The sequence below is a fragment of the Bradyrhizobium macuxiense genome, assembly GCF_001542415.1.
GTDB classification, from domain to species: domain Bacteria; phylum Pseudomonadota; class Alphaproteobacteria; order Rhizobiales; family Xanthobacteraceae; genus Bradyrhizobium; species Bradyrhizobium macuxiense.
Map to the genome: position 1 here is coordinate 1 of NZ_LNCU01000084.1, position 21786 is coordinate 21786.

Genomic DNA, 21786 nt, shown 5'->3' on the forward strand with positions numbered 1-21786 from the left:
GCGGTGATCCTGATCGTGCCGATGTGCCTGTTCGCGGCGACCATCGGCGTGCGCATCATGGGGCAGGACGTCAACATCCTGACCCAGATCGGCTTCGTGGTGCTGGTGGGGCTCGCCGCCAAGAATGCGATCCTGATCGTCGAGTTCGCCCGCGACATCGAGCTTGAGGGCCGGTCGCGGCTGGAGGCGGTGATCGAGGCCTGTCGCCTGCGCTTGCGGCCGATCCTGATGACGTCGTTCGCCTTCATCCTCGGCGTGCTGCCGCTGGTGGTGTCGACCGGCTCGGGCTCGGAGATGCGCCAGGCGGTCGGGGTTGCCGTGTTCTTCGGCATGCTCGGCGTCACGCTGTTCGGCCTGATCTTCACCCCGATCTTCTACATGGTGGTGCGCAACCTCGCGGAAGGAAAGAACGAGGGCAAGCCAACCCAGACGACCGCGGCAGCGGCGGGATGAGCACTGTAACGCCGATGCGCGCTGACGCCGGAACACTATCTGCGTCCCGGCCTGTGAGCCGCGTCAACCGACGTTCGCGGTGGATCAACCGGTCACCGAGCTCCTGGTCGAGCTTCTGCACCCCTTGGTCAGGGCGGGCTACGCAACATTGTGCTGCACGGTTGCCCGGGTGAAGTTGAGTGTCGACGCTAAGGCGAAAAGTAGCGAACTCAAAAGCTCTATTCGTCGTCCATCCTTCTTTCCAGGTGCTGTTGCCCCCGCAAGCTCCCTTGGGATCGGCGCTCGTTGACCTGCGTGTGCCGCCCTAGCTAGTAAAGCCGGGCAAATCGCTCCAAATTGCTAAATTGCTGCTGAAGGTTCCGCGCCAGCCGTAGCCGGCCAGAACAAGGGACGACTGACATTCCTCGGTCGAAGGAGTACGTTCTCTCGGGGCTGGAGACAGCCCGCGTGTGTGGCCCCCGAAGAGCTTGATCAGCCAACTTCAAGCCCGACGCCGGAGTCTGACAGGTGGTGCAGCAGCCGCTCAACGTCGCGTACTCGGACGATAGCTCTCAGGTATTGTGGGAGGACGGCGAGAGCGTGTTCAGCCGTGGCTGGCGACTTGACGACAATGGCAACCGGCTCGCCGTGCTGCTTGTTGCCTCTGCCGCCGACCACCCGTCCCGGACAAGAATCGATCGCCTCACGCACGAATACGAGCTCAAAGATGAGCTCGACGGGGCATGGGCGGCGCGGCCACTGGCCCTCATGCGCGACGCCGGTCGGACCGTGCTGGTGCTCGATGATCCGGGCGGCGAGCCGCTCGACCGTTTGCTCGGTAGGCCGATGGAGGTCGGACGCTTCTTGCGTCTGGCTGTCGCTGTTACCTCGGCTCTGGGCAAGCTTCATCAGCGCGGGCTCATCCACAAAGACATCAAGCCAGCTAATATCGTGGTGGACTGCGCGGATGGACACGTGCGGCTCACCGGATTTGGCATCGCATCGCGCCTGTCCCGCGAGCGGCAGGCGCCACAGCCGCCCGAGACCATCGCCGGTACGCTTGCTTATATGGCACCCGAGCAAACCGGGCGGATGAACCGCTCGATCGACGCCCGCAGCGATCTCTACGCCCTCGGCGTTACGCTGTACCAGATGCTCACGGGCGCTCTGCCCTTCACGGCCGCCGATCCGATGGAATGGGTGCACTGCCATATTGCAAGACCACCGGAGCCGCCCAGCGAGCGGTTAAAGGATCTCCCAGGCTCCGTCTCTGCGATCATTATGAAGCTGCTCGCCAAGACTGCTGAGGAGCGTTACCAGACGGCCGCGGGCGCCGAGAGCGATCTACGGCGTTGCCTTGCTGAATGGGAAACTCGCGGCGATATCGACGAATTCCCGCCCGGGGAACACGACACTCCGGACCGGCTGCTGATCCCCGAGAAATTGTATGGTAGGACAGCCGAGATCGATACCCTGCTTGCCTCCTTTGACCGTATCGTCGCCGGCGGCAGGCCGGAGTTGGTGCTGGTTTCCGGATATTCCGGCATCGGCAAGTCCGCGGTCGTCAACGAGCTTCATAAGCCACTTGTTCTGCCCCGCGGTCTTTTTGCATCGGGCAAGTTTGATCAGTACAAGCGCGACATCCCCTACGCCACCCTTGCGCAGGCCTTTCAGAGCCTGATCCGCCCGCTTTTGAGCAAGGCCGAAGCGGAGCTGCGGCAATGGCGGGAGGCGCTGCTCGAGGCGCTCGAACCGAACGGTCGGCTCATTGTCGATCTCGTCCCGGAATTGAAGCACATCATCGGCGAGCAGCCACCGGTCCTCGAGCTGCCGCCACAGGAAGCGCAGGGCCGCTTTCAGCTGGTGTTCCGGCGATTTATCAGCGTATTCGCGCGGCCGGAACATCCGCTCGCGCTGTTTCTCGACGATCTCCAATGGCTCGATGCAGCAACGCTGGATCTGCTCGAAGATCTGTTGACCCGGCCGGATGTACAGAACCTGTTGTTGATTGGCGCTTACCGCGACAACGAAGTCGATCCCATCCACCCGCTGATGCGCAAGCTCGAAGCGATGCGCCAGGCTGGAGCGATACTGCAAGACATCGTATTGGCACCCCTAACCTGTGAAGACTTGGGACAACTAATCGCGGATTCTGTTCACAGCGAAGCAGAGAGAATCGCGCCGCTGGCACAGCTGATCCACGAGAAGACAACCGGTAATCCGCTTTTCGCCATCCAGTTCATTTCTGCCCTCGCCGACGAAGCATTGCTCACTTTCGATTATGGCGAGGCGCGATGGTGCTGGGACCTGAATCGCATTCACGCCCAAGGTTACACCGACAATGTCGTGGACCTTATGGTGGGGAGGCTGAACCGCCTGTCCGCCGAAACCCGGAACGCATTGCAGAAGCTCGCCTGCCTGGGCAACGATGCAGGGTTCACCACGTTGCGGATCGTTTACCAGGACTCCGCGGAGGAGATGAATGGCCAGCTTTGGGAAGCGGTGCGAGCAGGGCTGATCTTTCGTTCGGAAGATTCCTACAAGTTTCTCCATGACCGTGTCCAGGAAGCCGCCTACTCCTTGATCCCGGAGGAATCGCGTGCCGAAGCCCATCTCCGAATAGGGATGCTGCTCGCAGCGAAGACCCCTCCAGAGAAGCTTGAGGAGATGATCTTCGAAATTGTCAATCAGCTCAACCGCGGCTCGCATCTCATCACGTCAATTGAGGAGCTTGAGCAGGGCGCAGAGTTGTACTTGATTGCAGGTAGACGCGCCAAGACCTCGACAGCGTATGCCTCGGCGCTGAACTATCTGGTCTCCGGCGTAGCACTGCTGCCAGAGGACTCTTGGGAGCGCCAGCACGACCTGATTTTTGAACTGGAACTGCACCGCGCCGAATGTGAGTTCCTCACTGGTGCACTGGCCGAAGCCGAGCAGCGTTTGCGGGTACTGTCGGCCCGTGCCGCAACGACGATCGAAAGAGCCCGCGTTACGTGCCTGCAGGTGGATCTTTACTTGACCCTGGATCAGGCCAGCCGCGCGATCGCAGTCGGTCTTGACTATCTCCGACAACTCGCCATTGACTGGTCGCCGCACCCGACGGAAGGCGAGGCTCGGCGCGAGTATGAGAGGATCTGGTCCCAACTCGGCTCCCGCACGATAGAAAGCCTCATTGATCTGCCCTTGATGAGCAATGCCGAATCGCTCGCGACGCTCGATGTTCTGACGAAGCTCGGGCCGCCAGCCTGGCATACGGATGCGAACCTAGCTTCCCTGGTCATCTGTCGAGCAGTCAATCTCAGCCTGGAGGGGGGCAATTCTGACGGCTCATGCTACGCCTATGCGGTGCTTGGCAGGCTTGCTGGACCGAAATTCGGCGACTACCAGGCGGGACTTCTATTCTGCCGTCTTGGCTATGAACTGGTCGAACAGCGCGGGCTAAAGCGCTTCCAGGCCAGGATCTATCTGAACTTTGGAAGTTTAGTCACACCCTGGACGAGACATGTCCGGGAAGGTCGTGATCTGCTGCGGCGTGCGTTTGAGACGGCAAACCAGATAGGTGACCTCACTTTTGCGGCGTACTGCTGCAGCCACCTGAACACGAACCTCCTTGCGGCGGGCGATCCACTCGATGAGGTGCAAGGCGAAGCCGAGCGTGGTCTCGCGTTTGCGCAGAAGATGCGGTTCGGTCTTGCGATTGACTGCATCGCCGGCCAGCTTAGGCTGATTTGGACACTCCGCGGTTTGACGCCGATATTCGGTCGCTTTGACGATGGGCAGTTTGACGAACTCCTACTGGAGTCCCGTTTCTGCACGAACCCGGATCTGGCGCTCGCCGAGGGCTGGTACTGGGTCCGCAAGCTGCAGGCGCGCTTCTTTGCCGGCGACTATGCGTCAGCCATTGAGGCCTCGTTGCGGGCGCAACGGCTGCTGTGGACATCGCCGTCAATGTTCGAAACGGCAGAGTATCACTTCTACAGCGCACTCTCCCACGCGGCATCCTGCGAGTTCGCAGTGGCCGGCCAGCAGCATGTCGACGCAGCCGCCGCGCACCACCGACAGCTCGAGGTCTGGGCGAGGGCTTGCCCGGACAACTTCGAGAACCGCGCCGCACTTGTCGGGGCGGAGATCGCCCGGATCGAAGGCCGTGCGCTCGATGCCGAACATCTTTACGAGCGCGCTATCCACTCGGCGCACACGCATGGCTTGGTCCACAACGAGGCGCTCGCCAACGAAGTCGCCGCACGCTTTTATGCCGCACGCGGGTTCGAGAGAATCGCGCATGCCTATCTGCAGGATGCGCGGCACGGATACACCCATTGGGGAGCCTTCGGCAAGGTACGTCAACTCGACGGGTTGTATCCGCACCTCAGGGAAGAAAAGCCGGTTGCCGGCCCCACAAGCACGATCGGGGCGCCGGTCGAGCAACTGGATCTAGCTACTGTTATCAAAGTCTCGCAGGCGGTGTCGGGCGAGATCGTTCCAGAAAAGCTGATCGACACGCTGATGCGCACGGCGATTGAGCACGCTGGCGCCGGGCGGGGTCTGTTGATCCTTGCGGTAGGTGACGGGTATCGGATTGAGGCGGAAGTCACGGCCAGCAATAATACGGTGACCGTCGGTCAGCGAGAAGCAAGTGTAACGGCTGCAGATTTGCCGGAGTCCATCCTGCGCTACGTGATCCGGACGAAAGAGAGCGTTCTTCTCCACGATGCCGCAGTCGCGAACCCGTTTTCTGCCGATAAGTACATTCATCAGCATCACGCCCGTTCGATTCTCTGCCTGCCGTTGCTCAAACAGGGCAGACTTGCCGGTGTGATCTACCTCGAAAACAACCTGACGGCCAACGTTTTCACACCTGATCGCGTCACAGTGCTGAAGGTGCTTGCGTCGCAGGCGGCGATCTCGCTGGAAAATTCGCGGCTTTATCGCGACGTCGAAGATCGCGAAGGGAAGATTCGGCGTTTGGTCGACGCCAACATCATCGGGATCATCATTGCCGACCGCGAAGGTCGAATTCTTGAAGCCAATGACGCGTTTCTACGTATCTTGGGATATGACCGGGAGGACTTGGTTTCGGGCCGCGTGCGCTGGGCCGACCTGTCCCCGCCCGAATGGCGCGAGCGCGACATGTTGACTCGAGCAGAACTGAACTCTACCGGCATAGTTCAGCCCTTCGAGAAGGAGTATGTTCGGAAAGACGGCAGCCGCGTTCCTGTGCTTATTGGCGCTGCTCTCTTCAAAGAAGGTGGCGACGAGGGTCTTGCATTCGTGCTCGATTTGACCGAGCGCAAGCGCGTCGAGGAAGCGCTTGGCCAAGCACAGAGACTCAGCCGTACCGGCAATTGGATCTACAACGCGACAACGATGCGTTACCTCTATTGGTCGGACGAGAGTTACAGGATCTGGGGGTTTGATCCCCTGCAGGGCCTTCCGAGTCGGCAAGGTGTGTGGGAACGCATTCACCCGGAGGACCGCGGGAGAGTGTGGGGCGCGGTTCAGGAGGCCGTGGATCAGAGAAGAGATTTCATAGCCGAATTCAGACTCCTCCTACCTGATGGAACAATTAAATGTGTCGAAGGAACCAGCCATCATGTGTTTTCCCCCCGGGGCACGCTGGCTGAGGTTATCTCCACAACCGTCGACGTGACGGAACGAAGGCGGGCACAGGACGAACATGAAAGGCTGCACCAGCTTGAGTCGGATTTCGCCCACATGAATCGCGTGAGCACAATGGGAGAACTGGCCGCTTCCCTATCTCACGAAATTCTGCATCCGATCGCAACCGCCAGCAACAACGCTTGGGCGGGGATGCGTTTTTTGGAAATGAGCCCGCCAAAACTGGATAAGGCGAGGGTAGCGCTCGGTTGTGTTGTCAGGGATGCCGGACGAGCTAAGGACATCGTCGGACGGATGCGTGATCAAATCAGGAAAGCGCCTCCGCGAAAGGAGCGGTTTGACCTCAATGAAGCGATCGACGAGGTGATCGTGATGGTGCGAAGCACAATCGCCAAGAACAGAATCGTTGTCCGGACCCACCTGATGAATGGACTGGTTCCTATTTGGGGCGATCGCGTTCAACTGCAACAAGTGCTCGTCAACTTGATCCTCAATGCGGTCGAAGCGATGAGCTCAGTTGAGGAAGTGGGACGAGAGTTGGCGATCAGGACCGAGCAAAGCCAAACCGACGGGATCCTCGTCGCAGTGAGCGATTCAGGGTCGGGCATCGACCCAGAAAATCGTGAGCGAGTCTTCGAGCCCTTCTACACCACCAAGACCAGCGGGGTAGGGATGGGGTTATCGATCTGCCATACCATCATCAACGGTCATGGCGGCCGGTTGTGGGTAGGTGCCAATGAGCCTCGGGGGGCCGTATTCAAGTTCACGCTACCTGTGGTCCAAGAGGCCTCATGAACTGTCTTTCGACGGCGTGGCAGACCGCAGAGCCGAGCGCAGGCATCGATCAAGATGGTCCACGTCCACCGGCTTGCTGAGGAAGCAGACAACCCCGTCCCTTAGGGCCTGATCCCTGACGGCTTCATCGGAGTATGCAGTGACGAGGATCGTTGGAATCGCATATCCAGCGTCGACCAAATGTCCGTGCAACTCAACGCCAGTCATGCCAGCCATTTGAACGTCGGCGACCAAGCAGGCGGTTTCAGGCAGGAGAGGCGATGCGAGGAAATCGGACGCTGACGGAAACGTTTCGACGGTGTAGCCCAACAATATCACGAGTTGTCGCATTGATTCGCGAAAGGATTGATCATCATCGACGATGGAAATCAATGCACGGTTCGACATCGCGGCTTCCATGCAACTTCCTCGCTACGCGATACCAGCGGCAGCAGTACTTCGCCTGCATGCAGTCGCACTGTCAGCGACATCTTCCAGCAATGCAATACCGCGGCCCCTAAGCGATGTGCTTAGGCCTGGGATCGTGCGCTCAGGCAGCTGATACTTTTCATCTTCGTGAATTTGTGCGTAGAATGCCGTCGTTTTGCGGGACAAATGTGCTCGCCTTGAATTCGGGATACCGGGAATGGGTAACGCAGATCCCAGCGTCTCGATCATTGATGACGATGCTGAGTTTCGGGATTCGGTCGTGCGGCTGTTGGAGACGGTCGGCTTACACTGCCGTCAATTTTCCTCCGTTCCCGATTTTCTCAGGGCCGATCCACCAGAGGGGCCGTCTTGCCTGGTCCTCGACGTGCGCATGCCGGGGCGAAGCGGTCTTGAGCTCCAGCGCGACCTTGCCGTTGCGAACAAGCAAGTGCCAATCATCTTCATTACAGCCCATGCGGACGTGCCGATGACCGTGCAAGCGATGAAGGGAGGTGCAATCGAGTTCCTTACAAAACCGTTCCGTCCTCAGGATCTTCTCGACGCCGTCGAGACGGGCCTCGCTCGCGATCGCACGATCCGGGAGAGTGAACGCGCATTTGCCACGCTCAGGGCGCGTTTCGATACGCTCAGCTCTCGCGAGCGTGAGGTCATGCTGCTTGTCGTGGCGGGTCGCCTAAACAAACAGATTGCCAACGATATCGGCATCGCGGAGGCTACAGTGAAGGTGCATCGCACCCACGCGATGCGAAAGATGAAGGCGCGTTCGTTTCCCGAACTCTGCCGGATGGCGGACATCCTCAAGATAAAGCCGCAGCAGCCATAGAGTTTCTAAGCCGGCGAACGGCACCCCCTTCAGGCGCATTCGTCTCGAGTGCACTGATCATTCGCGCAACCTGCCGTCTGCCGTGTCAGCTACACCGCTGATCATCCTCCCTTGGCTACTCATCCGGTCGACGGATGCGGCAGCAAGGATTGGATGCCTCGCACCGTTGTTCCTAAGCGATTTGCTTATGAAGGTGCAACCGCAAGCGAACCTCATACCGCCCTGCGGGCAATAGAGCGCTGCACGCCAAACCGTCAGATTACGTTTCAAGCACTGAGGTCGCCTCCTTCCTGTTGGTGAACGACCACGAGCGCCCGGGTCCGGACGGGGTGACACTAGGCTCGTCAGTATCGTCCGCAGCAGCCCGACGGAGAACAATCCATGGAGCTTCATCAAGTTCGGTACTTCCTGGCCGTCGCGTCCACACTCAACTTCACCCGCGCAGCCGAGCGGTGCAACGTCGCGCAGCCCGCCCTGACCAAGGGGGTGCAGAAGCTCGAGCAGGAGCTCGGCGGCCAGTTGATCTACCGCGAGCGCCGACTGACGCAGCTCACCGACCTTGGAAAGGAAGTCCTTCCGATGCTGGCGCGCACACTGGTCTCGGCAGAGACGGTGCGTCGCAGGGCCCAGGAGTTCCAACGCAAGGAGGTCGCGCCACTGAAGATCGGCCTCGCCCCATCGATCTCGGCGTCGCTCGTCCTCGATCCGATCGCGGAGATCGCAAAGTTCGTCCCTGGACTTCACGTCGAGTTGCGCGAGGACGCGGCGGAGAAGCTCGTCGACCTCTTGCTTGAGGGGGAGATCAACGCCGCAATGGTCGGGGACGTGCAGGACATGCCCGCCCGCATCGACGATTGGTCGCTGTTCGAGGAGCGCTATGTCGCGGTTCTCGCGCCGACACACCAGCTCGCAAACCGTCCCTCGATCGGGATCGACGACCTCCGCGAGACCGTCTTGCTGGAACGCGCCGGATGCGACGTCGCCACGAAGATCCAACGGTCGTATTTCCCCGAGGAACCGCTCCACCTCGGCCACTGCAGCGGTCACGACTTGCACCTGCAACACATGGCCGCGGCCGGCTTCGGCGTGATACTCGCGCCTGAACATATGCCGCGCCTTCCGACGCTCAAGACCATTCCGCTCGAAGGCGACTTGGTTTCGCGGGAGGTGCGACTGCTGGCTGTGCAGGGGCGCCGCTACTCGCCGGCGCTGGACGCCTTCGTCAAGGTCGTGCGGCTTCGCGACTGGTCGGTCGTCGTTCGCGCGGAGAGAAAATCGTTGAATGTGTGCGGCATCCGAGCAGAGCACGCGGCGCATGCGTTCTCCGCGGCTACTTCAGAAACCACCTAGATGCTCCGCGCATGAAGCAAACAGTGCTGGCGCTCGTGGCGTACAACCTCGGGGAAATACCTGGAATATGTCGGGCGCGCCCGGCTCGATAGAAGCGAGCCGATCGAAGACAGCGAGCACGCGCCGCTGCTTCCAAGCCGCCGGGCGGAATGGAAACGATAACGACCGGGCATTTCTAATGGCTGGCGTGCCGGCGTACCTTCGTCTGACGGGGCTGACCCGTGACGGAGTGCTTGCCAGCATAGGACCGCGTAATCGTCCTCTCGCAAGGATCCGCTCGAGCAGCCAAGCACAGTGGAGTCACAGATGTCGTTCCGCTTCATCACCAAGTCTATCCACGCCTACCTGATCGATTATCCTGTCGCGGTCGTCTTGATCGCAGCGCCTTTCGTGCTGAAGCTCGGCCAGAGTGGACCGGTCGCAATGTGGCTTTCGGTTGTCGTCGGTGTGGCCGCGCTGCTCCTGGCCGCCCTGACCGACCATCCTACCGGGCTCGTCCGCATCATTCCCTACTGGCTGCACCTTTGGGTCGATCGCGCCGTCGGGGTGGTGTTTGTCATCGCACCGTTTGCCTACAAATTCGTTGGGCTCGACGCCTGGTACTACTGGGCCCTTGCTGCTGCTGTCCTGCTCACGACGTCAGTCTTGAACGCGCCTGAGGAGCCGGTTGCGACGCGTTCGGAATTGGGCAGGCGCGCAGCGGGCTGAAAGCGGCGACGGCCACCGAAGCGCTTCTTACCGAGGGCGATATACTTGGGGCTTGGGCTGGGATAATCCTTGATAGCGCCGATGGTAGAGGGGCTGTGCACGCCTTCGGACGGTGCGGCCGGATCGCGCGGCGGATATTTAAGGGGCTTGAAAATGGAGGCGTTTGCTCTGCTGCGGGACCGAAGCGCCGCGATCGGGCCGCGCTTCGATCATTTGGCGCTCGCTCCCGCGGCGGCGGCGATTTGCTACCCTTTTCTACTCCGCGCTTTTCATGCCGTCGTCGGCGCGCAGGCCGCAACGCCTTCGCCTCTCGCAATTGTCGCCGCGACCTTGATCCTGGCCGTGGCATTCGTCGTGCCGTTTCTCGCGCTCGCGCTCGCTTGCCGGCCCGACGCCAATCCAGCGGCGCGGCGGCTCGCCTATGCCGGCGTGGCGACCCCAACGCTCTATGTTTTTCTTGGCGTCGTTCAGGCCCTGCTTCACAGCCCTCTCCCTGACGAACTTGTGTGGTGCGTGCTTTGGCTCGCGATCGCCATTTGGTCACGGACTACCGGCAATCCGGTCGCCGCAACGCGGCCGACAGTGGGGCGTTGGCGCATTGTGCACGGAATAACGGCGGCGGTCTTGTGCGTATACGTGGCGTTCCATCTAGCCAATCACCTGTTCGGGCTGATCGGCCCTGACGCACATGCGGCCGTCATGAAGATCGGCCGCATGGTCTACCGCTCTGGCGTGGGTGAACCGCTGTTGGTCGCAGCCATGCTTTTCCAGATTGGCACCGGCCTGTTTCTGGCGTGGCGCTGGAGTGCCGCCCCGCAGGGCTTCCATCGGACGTTCCAGGTCGCCTCGGGAGCCTACCTCTCGCTGTTCATCCTCGGGCATATGAACTCGGTTTTCATCTACGCTCGAAGCTTTCTCGGCATACCGACCGATTGGAATTTCGCGATCGGAGCCCCGACCGGGCTCATTCATGATGCATGGAATATCCGCCTGTTGCCTCATTACGCACTCGGCGTGTTTTTTGTCCTGAGCCACCTTGCGTCGGGATTGCGGGTGATGCTGGTCGCGCATGGCGTCAATCGACGTGCCGCAAATCGGCTTTGGGGGGCGGGCGTCGCAATAAGCGGCGCCATTTCTGCTGCGATCATCGCGGGTATGTGCGGGGTTCGGATCAGCTAGACGACGGCGGCGCCGGCGTTTCTCGCTACAGCATCGTGCGACACGGCGAACGACAATAACGATCGTCTATCGACTCTATGGCGAGAGGTGATTTCCCTCGCCGGCGTTGCAAGGTCACTCTCCCAAAGCAAGGTCAAATCAACCTCCGGATCAGGCGCCCCGATAGCGAGGCACCGGTCACGGGCGTTGATTGAACGATAAAAATGGCACGAAAGAGAAAGACGCTGATGTCCCGGGAGAGGTACGACATTGTCATTGTTGGCGCGGGCGCGGCCGGCTGCGTCGTTGCGAGTTATCTCGCCGAACACACCGATGCGTCGATCGCGCTGATCGAAGCGGGCGACATGGATCGCGATCCGTTCATCCACATTCCCGCTGGCTTCGCCAATATACTGGCCTATGATCGGCATGTTTGGAAGTACGAGACAGTGCCCCAGCACGGCACCAAGCGAGCATATCGCTCAGGCAAGGTGCTCGGCGGCGGCTCCTCAATCAACGCGATGGCCTATGTCCGGGGCCAGAAGCGCGACTTCGCTGCGTGGCAGGCCGCGGTCGGAGACACCGGAAAATGGTCGTATGAAGACCTGCTTCCGGTCTTCATGGCGCAGGAACACAACGACACCTTCCACGACGAATATCACGGCATCGGTGGTGGTCTGGCGGTCCAGTTGCCCAAGGGCATCAACGAACTGAACCAATACTGCCTCAAGGCCTTCCAGGAATATGGGCTTCCCTATAATCCCGACTATAACGGGGAAAGCCAGATCGGCGTCTCGCCAGTCCAGTCTACGGTCGGACATCAGCGGCGGTGCAGCGCGGTCGACGCTTATCTGCGTCCGCACCTCGCCTCGGGCCGCGTCACTCTTCTCACTGGCAGGACCGTCGTTCGGATTCTTGTCGAAGACAAGCGGGCTGTCGGCATCGAGCTGAAGGACAACGGTCTCGAGAGGATCATGGCCGGCGAGGTCGTGCTGTCGGCCGGGGCTGTCCATAGCCCGAAGATTCTCATGCACTCGGGCGTTGGACCGGCCGAGCAGCTACAGCGACACGGCATCGCGGTGATCGTCGATTCTCCCGGAGTGGGCGAGAATCTCCACGACCACCCGATGGTGCCGGTTCGTGCTTATGTGAAGGGCGATCTCGGCTATCAGGCAGCCGCGCAGGGACTCGGCACCATTAAGGCGGGCCTGCGGTATCTCGTCACCAAGGATGGCCCGGCGTCGGGCAACGGCATCGAGACGGTTACTCACTGGAATCCGTCGGACTTCGCCGCCGAACCCACGATCCAATGCTATCACGCTCCTATCATCTTGAACGAGCAACTCGGCCCGACGGGCGACCGCTCGGGCGTCACTTTCGAACTCGTGGTGCTTCAGCCCAAGAGCCGTGGCTGGGTGCGGCTGGCCGACAGCGACCCGACGTCGATGCCCCTCATCAACCCAAACTTCATCGGTGAGGAGGAAGACTTGAGGGCCGCGGTGGAATCGGTGCGCGCGATCCGTGAGGTTATGGCCCAGGAGTCGTTGGCGTCGGTGATCGAGGAAGAGATGGATCCCGGCCAGCATATCCAGTCGGACGCGGAGATCGGCGAATGGGTGAAGCGTGCCGTGACGACGATGTGGCACCCGGTCGGAACGTGCCGAATGGGCCAGGATGCGCGAGCGGTGGTTGACGCAAGGCTCAGGGTCCGCGGGGTCGACGGCCTCCGGGTAATCGACGCCTCGATCATGCCGAACATCACCAGCGGCAATACCAACGCCCCAACCCAGGCGCTTGCGCGCCACGCCACGGCGATGCTGGTCGAGGATCTGAAGCGGATCTAGGGAGCTCTGGCGCAAGCCGGCGGCAGCAATCGCCGCATTCACCCGCCCACGCCCGCCAAGGGCACCGGCGGTGTCCAAGATGGCCCTTGCGGCTTGGGCTGCGAAGTCCTGCACGCCATCCTGGTGCAGGTGGGTCCGCATCTGCACGGCGCGATCGAGCAACTGACTATCTTCGCGGAAGTTGGCGGCGACGTCCACTATGCGCCGCATCCAGGGAACATTGACGAAGTTCGTGCTATTGTCCGCGCAGTCGTGCCTAAGCTTGCTGATCGCGTTGTCGGCACCTTGTTCTCAGATGCCCTTCGGGGCTTTGCCCTCCTTGGCTATCTGTCGATAGTCGCTCGGATCGCGTTCGTACGCCTTTCGAAAGGCTCGCACAAAACTTGAACGGCTCTCGTACCCCGCATTTTGAGCAACGGCGTCGATCGACATCGTCGTTGTCGTCAAATCGATTGCTGCCTGGCGCATTCTCAAGTCTCGCAAGATGACCATCGGGGATCGTCCAAAGATGTTTGAGAATCGCGCCATGAACGCCGAACGACTCAATCCCGCACCGTGTGCCAAGCTTTGAACTGAATGGGCGGCTCCTGGCCGTGCCACCATATCCGCAAAAGCACGGGTGACCTGCCTGTCGGCAAGTATTGAGAATCGCTCAGTCCACCGCCGGGATGATCTGAGGGACCGTCGCACCAACGAGACAATGATTTGCTTGAGCAGTGACGCTGTCATGGCTCCAACGCCGACCTCTTGCTGTAGCAGCTCGTCCATAGCCTCGCGAAGCTTCAGATCGATCTTGTCCGCCGGCTCGAACTGTTCGATCACCGGTTCGCGGAGTTCTCCGAACAGTCTCACAGACTGACCGAAGGATGCGTTAAAAAAGCCGCATATCTGAACGATTTCGGGTTGCTCGTTCGGCACTGCGACGCGAAGGATACCGTCTTGACGAGTCCAGCAATCTCTCGAAATAAGCTTCAGTGGCCCACTTCCACCGTCAACCTCGATCGCGAACGGAGTGTTTGGCGGCACGATGATGAGCAAATGAGGGCTCAACGGCATCGCTGGTCCGCCGTTGATCGATATGCGTCCGACGCCGCTCAAGTTGTAGTGGATCCCGGGCACGTCAATCATTCCCATTGCGACTCGATGGCCCTGCGGCACCAGAAGCTCGGTCAGCGCGACGACATCGATGTCAAGCGCCTGCATCAAGTTGTTGAGGTCTGTTGTAGACAATTTGACAGTGGAGCCCGCGGGCAGCGAAGCGTTCTGCCCGACGAGAGCCTGCGTTGGAACCGCTTTTGTGTGCATGACTGTGGTGGCCCTTTAGTGCCTGGCTACCGGCGCGCCGATGGTGCTCCGAAACCCTTTCTCCAAGGATCAGCGAGGGCGTCGCCATGCTCGCTCGTACCACTGACTGACCGTCTTCCCGAACCCAAGGGGGCAATCATGATCGGAACGTCGTAGTATGGAAGTGAAACTCTCGCAGATCAATCCTGAACCGCCTTCAGATCGCAGCAGCTGACGACAAATGAGGTCTTTGACGCCGTCATGGAGGAACAAAGCGTGCCGCGGGCAAGCCAAAAAAGCTGCACTGAGCCACTTCGTCTCCTGCCATCCCGTGAGCGCTGCGACGTGCGCGGGATGTCGGGCAAGGACTTAGGACGACGACTTCAGCGAATTTGTATCGATCGGCAGGCTGCGCAGGCGCTTGCCGGTCGCGGCGAAGATCGCATTGGTCACTGCAGCACTGACAATGGCTGTCGGGGTTTCACCAACGCCACCCGGAGCCTCTGCGTTCTTAATCAAGTGCGTTTCCACCACCGGCACCTCGTCGATACGCATCGGCAGATAGCTGTCGAAATTGCTCTGCTCAACGCGCCCATCCTTGAAGGTGATCGCGCCATGAAGCGCGGCGGTCAGGCCGAACAGTGTTCCACCCTGAACCTGTGCTTCGATCGTATCTGGATTGACGTACATGCCGCAGTCAATCGCACAGACGACCCGCTTGACTTTGACAGAGCCATCGGCCGCCACTTCGACCTCGGCGACCTGCGACGCGTAACTTCCGTATGCGAATTGCACCGAAATTCCGCGGCCATGCCGCGCGGGAAGGGGTGATCCCCACCCTGCTTTTTCTGCCGCTAGCGACAGAACAGCGAGCGCTCGCGGATTGTGCCTGAGCAATCCCTTGCGATAAGCGACGGGATCCTGCTTCGCCGCATGCGCGAGCTCATCCATGAAGCTTTCGACCACAAAAACATTGTGAGTCGGTCCGACGCCGCGCCACCATGACGTCCGGACACCAGGGGGCTCGACCCGGACAAAGTCGACGTGGATATTCGGCAGCGCATAGGGCGGCTCGGCCGCGGCTTCTACAGCATCGGGGTCCAATCCGTCCTTGAAGTAAGGGGGATAATAGCGAGCCATCACTGAGGAGCCCGCGATCCGATGCGTCCATGCAACCGGCTTGCCGGCCGCATCAAGTCCGGCCGACAGCCGATCGAGATAGTACGGCCGATACATGTCGTGCTGGATGTCTTCCTCGCGGCTCCAGATCACCTTCACCGGACCATCGACGTGCTCGGCTATCTTGACGGCCAGTACCGTGCCATCGGCCTCCAGCCTTCGGCCGAAGCCGCCGCCAATCAGATGGTTGTGAATTTTGATCGCATCCTTTGGCAGGCCGGTGAGTTCGGCTACCAGGGACTGCGTGATCGTAGGCGCTTGGGTCCCGATCCAGACGTCGCAACGGTCCTTCTGCAGATGAACGGTGCAGTTCATCGGCTCCATCGCCGCATGGGCCAGGAAAGGCACCTGATAGATGGCGTCAACCCGTTGCGCCGCCTCCGCAAGAGCCCTCCCCGCATCGCCTCCGTTACGGGCAACAACGCCCGCCTTTTTGGATTCCTCCTCCAATTGCTTGACGATATCGGCGCTGCTGACCTTGCCGTTTGCGCCATCGTTCCACGTGATGGCGGCAGCCTCGAGCCCCTTCTTCGCCGCGCCCGCGTGATCCGCCACCACGGCAACGGCTTCGTCGATATTGACCACCTGCCGGACGCCCTTCACCGTCAGCGCGGCTTTCTCGTCCACCGTCTTTGCCTTGCCACCGAGCACGGGCGAAATAGCAACCGCTGCAACCTTCATACCCGGCAGCCGCGTATCGATGCCGTAGAGCGCGCGCCCATCGACCTTGATCGGCGAATCCACGCGCTTGGCACGCGTGCCGATCAGGGTGAAATCCTTCGGATCCTTCAATTTGACGTTTGCCGCGGGCGGCACAGGCAATTTCGCCGCGGCTTCCGCAAGTTCGCCGTAGCTCAGATGCTTCGAGTCCAACGCATCGAACACAACGCCGTTCTTGGCGCGACAAGTCGCCGGATCGACGTTCCACCGCTTGGCGGCTGCCGCGATCAGCAGATTACGACCCACTGCCCCTGCCTGACGCAGCGGTGTCCAGAAGGCGCGGACAGACGCGGAACCACCTGTATTTTGAATGCCTATGATCGAATTGACGTAAAGCGCATGATTTGGCGGCGCATGCTGAACCTGAATCTGGTCAAGCTTAACTTCCAGTTCTTCAGCGAGAAGCATCGAGAGCGACGTGTAAACCCCCTGTCCCATCTCGATCATCGGAATGACCAGGGTCACGGCGCCGGTTGGATTGATCCGTATAAATCCGTTCGGTGCGAAAGTACCCGTGACCTCGTTTTCGACCACCTGCGAAGCGGTCGTCGCGAACACGGACTCCGTGCTTGCACCGGTCAGCGCAAAACCAAGCAGCAAACCTGCGCCCTGAAGAAAGGCGCGCCGTGACATCGCTGTCTCTTCGGCGATCTGCTCTCTCAGAAACAGCCCATCCATAATCTCAAACTCCTGCAGCGTGCTTGATCGCAGCGCGGATGCGCTGATAGGTGCCGCATCGACAGACATTGCCCGACATGGCGGCGTCGATGTCGTCATCCGTCGGCTTCGGCGTGTCCTTCAGCAGCGCCGCCGCCGACATGATCTGGCCGGACTGGCAGTAGCCGCATTGCACCACCTCCAGCTCCAGCCACGCCTTCTGCAAAGCCGCGCCCTGCGGTGCCTGGCCGATCGCCTCGATCGTGGTGACCGCGCTGTCGCCGACGCTATCGACCGACGTCTGGCAGGAGCGGACCGGTTTGCCGTCGACATGCACGGTGCATGCACCGCACAGCGCTTGGCCGCAACCGAACTTGGTCCCGGTCATGCCGAGCACGTCGCGCAACACCCACAGCAACGGGATGTCGCCGTCAACGTCGACCTCATGGGCTGAGCCGTTGATCTTTAATGTGAAAGCCATGAATGCCTCTTGAGCGCGTTGGAGTGAGCGGTGAACAATCAACGTCACTCATGAAGTCCGCGAAAGTGGTGCGGATTGATCGCAGCACGGAGCGAAGCTTTCCAATAGCCGGCATGCATAGTTTCCATAGCAACGAGGAATACGGCCACGACGCTCCGCTCGGCGCGAGCGGTGCTGCATTCCCCGTTGCCCTGCGAGCTATATAATCTGGCTACTGGATAGCTTCGGCTTGCGCTTCCGAAAGTCCAGCGTCGCCGACTTGGTCGCGAAACTTAGATTTCCGCGACGTTCAACCGCGCGACGGTGGAGGGCGCTTCATAGTCAAAAGCTCCGTCACATCATGCCGATCATCTGCGGATGAGATCGCAATTGTTAGGAATTTCCCGTCCGGGTATGTTTTGGCTTCATCGTAAAGCTTGACCAACTGCGAGCGCCATACATAACGCCGCTCCTCAAATCTTTCTCGTTCCGCTCGCCCCAAGACCACCACGGCCGAAAGCCGCTTGTATTCCGGCACGAAGGTGCAGAACGCCTTTGTCTTCTTGTAGCGCAGGGACCAGCCGCGCTTCTTGCCGCCATAGAGCCATTCGGGCGCGAAAACACCGGGGTAGAATTCCTCGATCCAGTTCTGCAGGCGGGCCCAATGCTTGAACGCACCAGGTCCGATCCAGTCGCGGACAGTGCTGTCATCGGGCGAGGCTGACTTGTCGGTGATCCTGTCGCCGACCTGGGGGGACTGTTCCATGCCGCTTTCCTTCCACCACGACTTGGCGGCCCGACCTTGAGCTTGGGCGAAAGGTGCGTCGCCATGTTCCTGAGGGTTGAATCTGTGTTGGTCTGATATGTCTTCCGTTGCAGAACCGGAAGTTCTGTCACGGGGATCTCTCCGCCATTGGGGCATAGGCGAGTTGCCAGTCAAAGCGGAAATCCGGCGCGTGGATTTGCGGACACGTATTCGGGACGTCTGGTCCATTCATGGAGGACGCGACAGCGCTCATTGACACGCATTTGAGCCTGGTCTGTTCAGCGAGACGCGTGCGACATACGTCGCTCAGCTTGCGGAGGCGCGCCGGCGCTTGTACCGCCCGGCGCGCCGCAACGCCCTCGCGCACCCGCCGAGATCGCCCGGATTCGGCGCGAACCTCCCTTCAAAACAACACGATCAGCTCAATGCCCCTGGATCAGGTGCGGAACAGCGAGCGTGAACCACGGTTCGAAGGCGACGATCAGGACGCCCAGGAGCAGGACGGCAAGGTACGGCAGCATGGCACGTCCGGTTGCCTCCAGCCGGCTCTCCGATACCGAGCAGGAGACGTAGAAGCCGATGCCGATCGGCGGGATGAAGATGCCGACGCCCATCGCGAGGATGATGATCATGCTGTAGTGAATGATGTCGATGCCGTAACCGCTCGCAATCGGCATCAGCAGCGGCCCGAGAATGATCAGCGCCGGCAGACCTTCGAGCAGCGAGCCGACGACGATCAGGAGCACGATGGTTCCGAGCAGGAATATCGTCCGATTATCCCCCGCGGAATGCAGTATCGCGGCGAGGTTGGCCGGCAGGTTTGCCGCCGTCAGCGTCCAGCCGAACGAAAACGCCGCCGCGATGATGAACAGCACCATCCCCGCGAGCAGGCTCGCCTCCACCGCGATCTCGTACAGGGCCGCGATGCCTACGGCGCGGTAGATCACGAACGCCAGCACCAGGCCGTAGAGCACGGCGACGCTCGAGACCTCGGTCGGCGTGGCGACACCGAAGCGGATGCCGATCACCATGATCACAGGCATCACCAGCGGCAACATCGCGCCGACGGTCGCGCTGATCAATTCGGACGCTGTCGCGCGCGGGGCTGAAGGCATCTGGGCCCGCCGCGACAGCACGTAGTTCAGGAGCATCAGCAACAGCGCGATGACAGCGGCGGGCATCAATCCGGCGATGAACAGCGTTCCGATCGAGATCGGCGCGACCGATCCCAGGACCAGCATCGCAAGACTCGGCGGGATCGTCTCCGACATGGCCGCGGAGGCCGCCAGCACTGCCGCCCCCTGTTCGGGCTTGTATCCCTGTCGTTGCAGCTCCCGGCGAAGGACCGATCCGACCGCGACGACATCCGCGATCTTCGAGCCGGAAATGCCCGATACCATGTAGATGGTGAGAACGACGACCTGAAGCAGGCCGCCCCGCATGTGTCCCACCAGCGTCATGGCAAAGCGGACCAGGCGAAGGCTGATGCCGCCTTTCTCCATGATCAAGCCTGCCCAGATGAAGAACGGCAGCGTGAGCAGGATATAGTTGCCAGTGCCGTCGAAAGTGTTCTGCGCCACCGCGATCAGCGGCGCGACGCCGCTGACCATGAGAAAGGTCACCGAGCCCAACAGCATCGCGTAGCTGACCGGCAGCCCGAGAAGAATGGCGAGCAGGAAGGCGATCAGCATGATTCCGAGCGCCGTCCCGTTCGGCAGATGCAGCCACGGCACGGTGCTGGCTGCATAGAGAAGCCCGGTGAGCAGTGCGACAACAGCGGCCGCGGGAGCCAACTCGCGAGGCTGATATTGATAGGCCAGGCGTTCGACCGCGAAGAGCGCGGTCAGTCCGAGGCCGATCGCGAGCGGGAGCACCAGCCAGGCCTGGTTGATCTGCAGGATCGGCGTATCTGATGTGGATGCAATCGAGATCAGGTCGAGCGAGACATCGCACACGACCACGGCGACGATCAGGATCAGCAGGTCCATGCCGATCGCGAACGAGGCGCGCCAGCGCGGCGAGAACTTCGCCGTCAGAAATTCGACGGTCGTGTGGTGACGAGCGCGGAAGGCCAGCGCACCGCCGACGAACGCCGTCAGCGACAGGAACAGCTTGGCCGCCTCGTCGGCCCACAACAAGGACTGGTCGAACCAGAATCGCGAAACGACACCGACGAGCACGATCCCGAGCTGGATCACCAGCGCGATCACCAGCATCACCCTGCATGCCAGATCGACGCCATCAAGCGCGGCGCGCACGCCATCCGCGATCGGGCCGCGCCTGAGTGCGGGCTTTGCTGCATGGGCCGTCGCAAGCTCGCCGTCGGCCAGCAGCGAGCTCGAGTCATGCATGCCCGACGTCCTTCAGGACCGCATCGTAGAGATCGGCGCCGATGATATCCTTGAATTGCGGATACACGCTTGCGGTGGCCTTGCGGTAATCGTCGCGGTTCGGCTCCACGAGCGTCATGCCCTTGGCCTTGTAGCGGGCGGCGATATCCTCGCTCTTGGCTGCAATTGTCGTGCGCCAATCCCTGGTCAGGTTCACGCTGGCGGCGCGAATTGCCTCCTGCGCGTCCTTTGGCAGCGCGTCGAACTTCGACTTGCTCGCCATCATGACGCCGACATTGTACACCTGATTGGTCAGGTTGATCGTGTTGACGATCTCGTCGTGCTTGGTGGCGGCGAGCGAGATCATCGGCGTCTCGACGGCATCGATGACGCGCTGAGACAGAGCGAGATAGACTTCGGTCAGGTCGATTGCGACCGGGCTCGCGCCAAGCGCCTTGAACGTCGCCGCGAAGATCGCGCCGGGTTGGACGCGAATCTTCAATCCCTTCATGTCGGCGGGCTCCGGCGCCTTGCGGTCGATGGTCGAGACCACGCGCCATCCCCAATGGCCCCAGCCGAGACCGTAGATTCCTTTCGTGGGCAGCATGTCCATGAACTTGGTGCCGACCGGACCGTCGAGCAGTTTTTCCGCCGACGCAGAGTCCGAGAACAGGAAGGGCAGGTCGAGGACCTGAAATTTCGGGAAAATGGTGTCGATGAATCCGGATGTATGGGCACAAAAATCGATGATACCGGTCTGCAAGCCGGTGAGGATGTTGGTTCCGCTGCCAAGCTGACCGATGCTGAACACCTGAAGCTCGACGGCGCCCGCAGTCCGTTTCGAGACGTCATCCGCGAAGCGCTTGAGCACATCGTAGAGCGGATGGCTTTGGGTGTCGGCGAAGGTCAGCTTCAGCGTATGGGTGGGGGATGCGGCCCATCCCGTGCGCCCGACAAACGGCGCGGCCAGCGACGCAGCAATCCCGAACGCTCCAGCCTTCAGCAGCCTTCGTCGTGCGATGATCATAATGTTTCTCCCTGAAATATTGTTGGTTTGTTGTAAGGGGTGCTTCTTGCGGCGATCCGCAGTAGACCATGTCGCAAGGGCGATGGCCAGTCGCTTGCCGTATAGCGCCGGTGTTCGCTTGCCGAACGATGTGCTTGTCGGCGGCGATGCGCAAGTTCGCAACGAAGTCCACGAGGGACCGCGCGTGGCGCGTGTCTCGGAGGAA

At 60.8% G+C, this 21786-nt stretch carries 14 protein-coding genes; 7 read left to right on the forward strand and 7 right to left on the reverse strand.

The features are described from left to right. Together AS156_RS24640 and AS156_RS24645 are read left to right on the forward strand one after the other, a co-directional pair. Nucleotides 1–453 (forward strand): efflux RND transporter permease subunit (locus tag AS156_RS24640; RefSeq protein ID WP_201456102.1); only part of this gene is annotated, 453 nt, incomplete at its 5' end. Nucleotides 454–960: 507 nt separating this feature from the next. After that, entirely contained in the window at nucleotides 961–6846 is a 5886-nt protein-coding gene (locus tag AS156_RS24645) for an ATP-binding sensor histidine kinase (protein WP_066509768.1), read from the forward strand. On the opposite strand, the gene AS156_RS24650 is transcribed toward AS156_RS24645, so the two are convergent. Next, entirely contained in the window at nucleotides 6841–7245 is a 405-nt protein-coding gene (locus AS156_RS24650; protein WP_245313043.1) for a response regulator transcription factor, read from the reverse strand. The two genes, AS156_RS24645 and AS156_RS24650, sit on opposite strands and share 6 nt — an antisense overlap. 226 nt (nucleotides 7246–7471) lie before the next feature. On the opposite strand from AS156_RS24650, the gene AS156_RS24655 reads away from it, so the two are divergent. From AS156_RS24655 to AS156_RS24675, 5 genes are all read left to right on the forward strand, one after another. Next, nucleotides 7472–8098, forward strand: coding sequence for a response regulator transcription factor (locus AS156_RS24655; protein WP_066509773.1), 627 nt, complete (start codon nucleotides 7472–7474; stop codon nucleotides 8096–8098). 381 nt (nucleotides 8099–8479) lie between these two features. Continuing rightward, nucleotides 8480–9448, forward strand: a complete 969-nt coding sequence (locus AS156_RS24660; RefSeq protein ID WP_245313044.1) for a LysR family transcriptional regulator — start codon at nucleotides 8480–8482, stop codon at nucleotides 9446–9448. 306 nt (nucleotides 9449–9754) lie between these two features. Continuing rightward, the gene (locus tag AS156_RS24665) at nucleotides 9755–10156 is read left to right on the forward strand and encodes an SPW repeat domain-containing protein (protein ID WP_066509778.1); all 402 of its coding nucleotides are present in this window, start codon (nucleotides 9755–9757) and stop codon (nucleotides 10154–10156) included. Between the two features lie 81 nt (nucleotides 10157–10237). Continuing rightward, nucleotides 10238–11335 (forward strand): hypothetical protein, encoded by a 1098-nt coding sequence (locus AS156_RS24670; protein WP_245313045.1) that lies wholly within the window; start codon nucleotides 10238–10240, stop codon nucleotides 11333–11335. A 227-nt stretch (nucleotides 11336–11562) separates the two neighbouring features. Continuing rightward, nucleotides 11563–13158: a GMC family oxidoreductase gene (locus AS156_RS24675; RefSeq protein ID WP_066509785.1), complete on the forward strand. Its 1596-nt coding sequence runs from the start codon at nucleotides 11563–11565 to the stop codon at nucleotides 13156–13158. 291 nt (nucleotides 13159–13449) lie between these two features. Here AS156_RS24675 and AS156_RS24680 read toward each other — a convergent pair whose 3' ends face one another. From AS156_RS24680 to AS156_RS24705, 6 genes are all read right to left on the reverse strand, one after another. Then, nucleotides 13450–14463 (reverse strand): helix-turn-helix transcriptional regulator, encoded by a 1014-nt coding sequence (locus AS156_RS24680; RefSeq protein WP_066509787.1) that lies wholly within the window; start codon nucleotides 14461–14463, stop codon nucleotides 13450–13452. Between the two features lie 348 nt (nucleotides 14464–14811). Further along, nucleotides 14812–17019: a xanthine dehydrogenase family protein molybdopterin-binding subunit gene (locus AS156_RS24685; protein ID WP_066509791.1), complete on the reverse strand. Its 2208-nt coding sequence runs from the start codon at nucleotides 17017–17019 to the stop codon at nucleotides 14812–14814. Between the two features lie 4 nt (nucleotides 17020–17023). Then, the gene (locus AS156_RS24690; protein ID WP_066509792.1) at nucleotides 17024–17479 is read right to left on the reverse strand and encodes a (2Fe-2S)-binding protein; all 456 of its coding nucleotides are present in this window, start codon (nucleotides 17477–17479) and stop codon (nucleotides 17024–17026) included. A 289-nt stretch (nucleotides 17480–17768) separates the two neighbouring features. Next, nucleotides 17769–18224 (reverse strand): DUF3788 domain-containing protein, encoded by a 456-nt coding sequence (locus AS156_RS24695; RefSeq protein ID WP_066509794.1) that lies wholly within the window; start codon nucleotides 18222–18224, stop codon nucleotides 17769–17771. A gap of 422 nt (nucleotides 18225–18646) precedes the next feature. Then, complete coding sequence (locus AS156_RS24700) at nucleotides 18647–20575, reverse strand: TRAP transporter large permease (protein ID WP_066509796.1); 1929 nt, start codon at nucleotides 20573–20575, stop codon at nucleotides 18647–18649. Next, entirely contained in the window at nucleotides 20568–21581 is a 1014-nt protein-coding gene (locus AS156_RS24705) for a TRAP transporter substrate-binding protein (protein WP_066509799.1), read from the reverse strand. The genes AS156_RS24700 and AS156_RS24705 overlap by 8 nt, the downstream gene beginning before the upstream one ends. Between the last annotated feature and the right edge of the window lie 205 nt (nucleotides 21582–21786).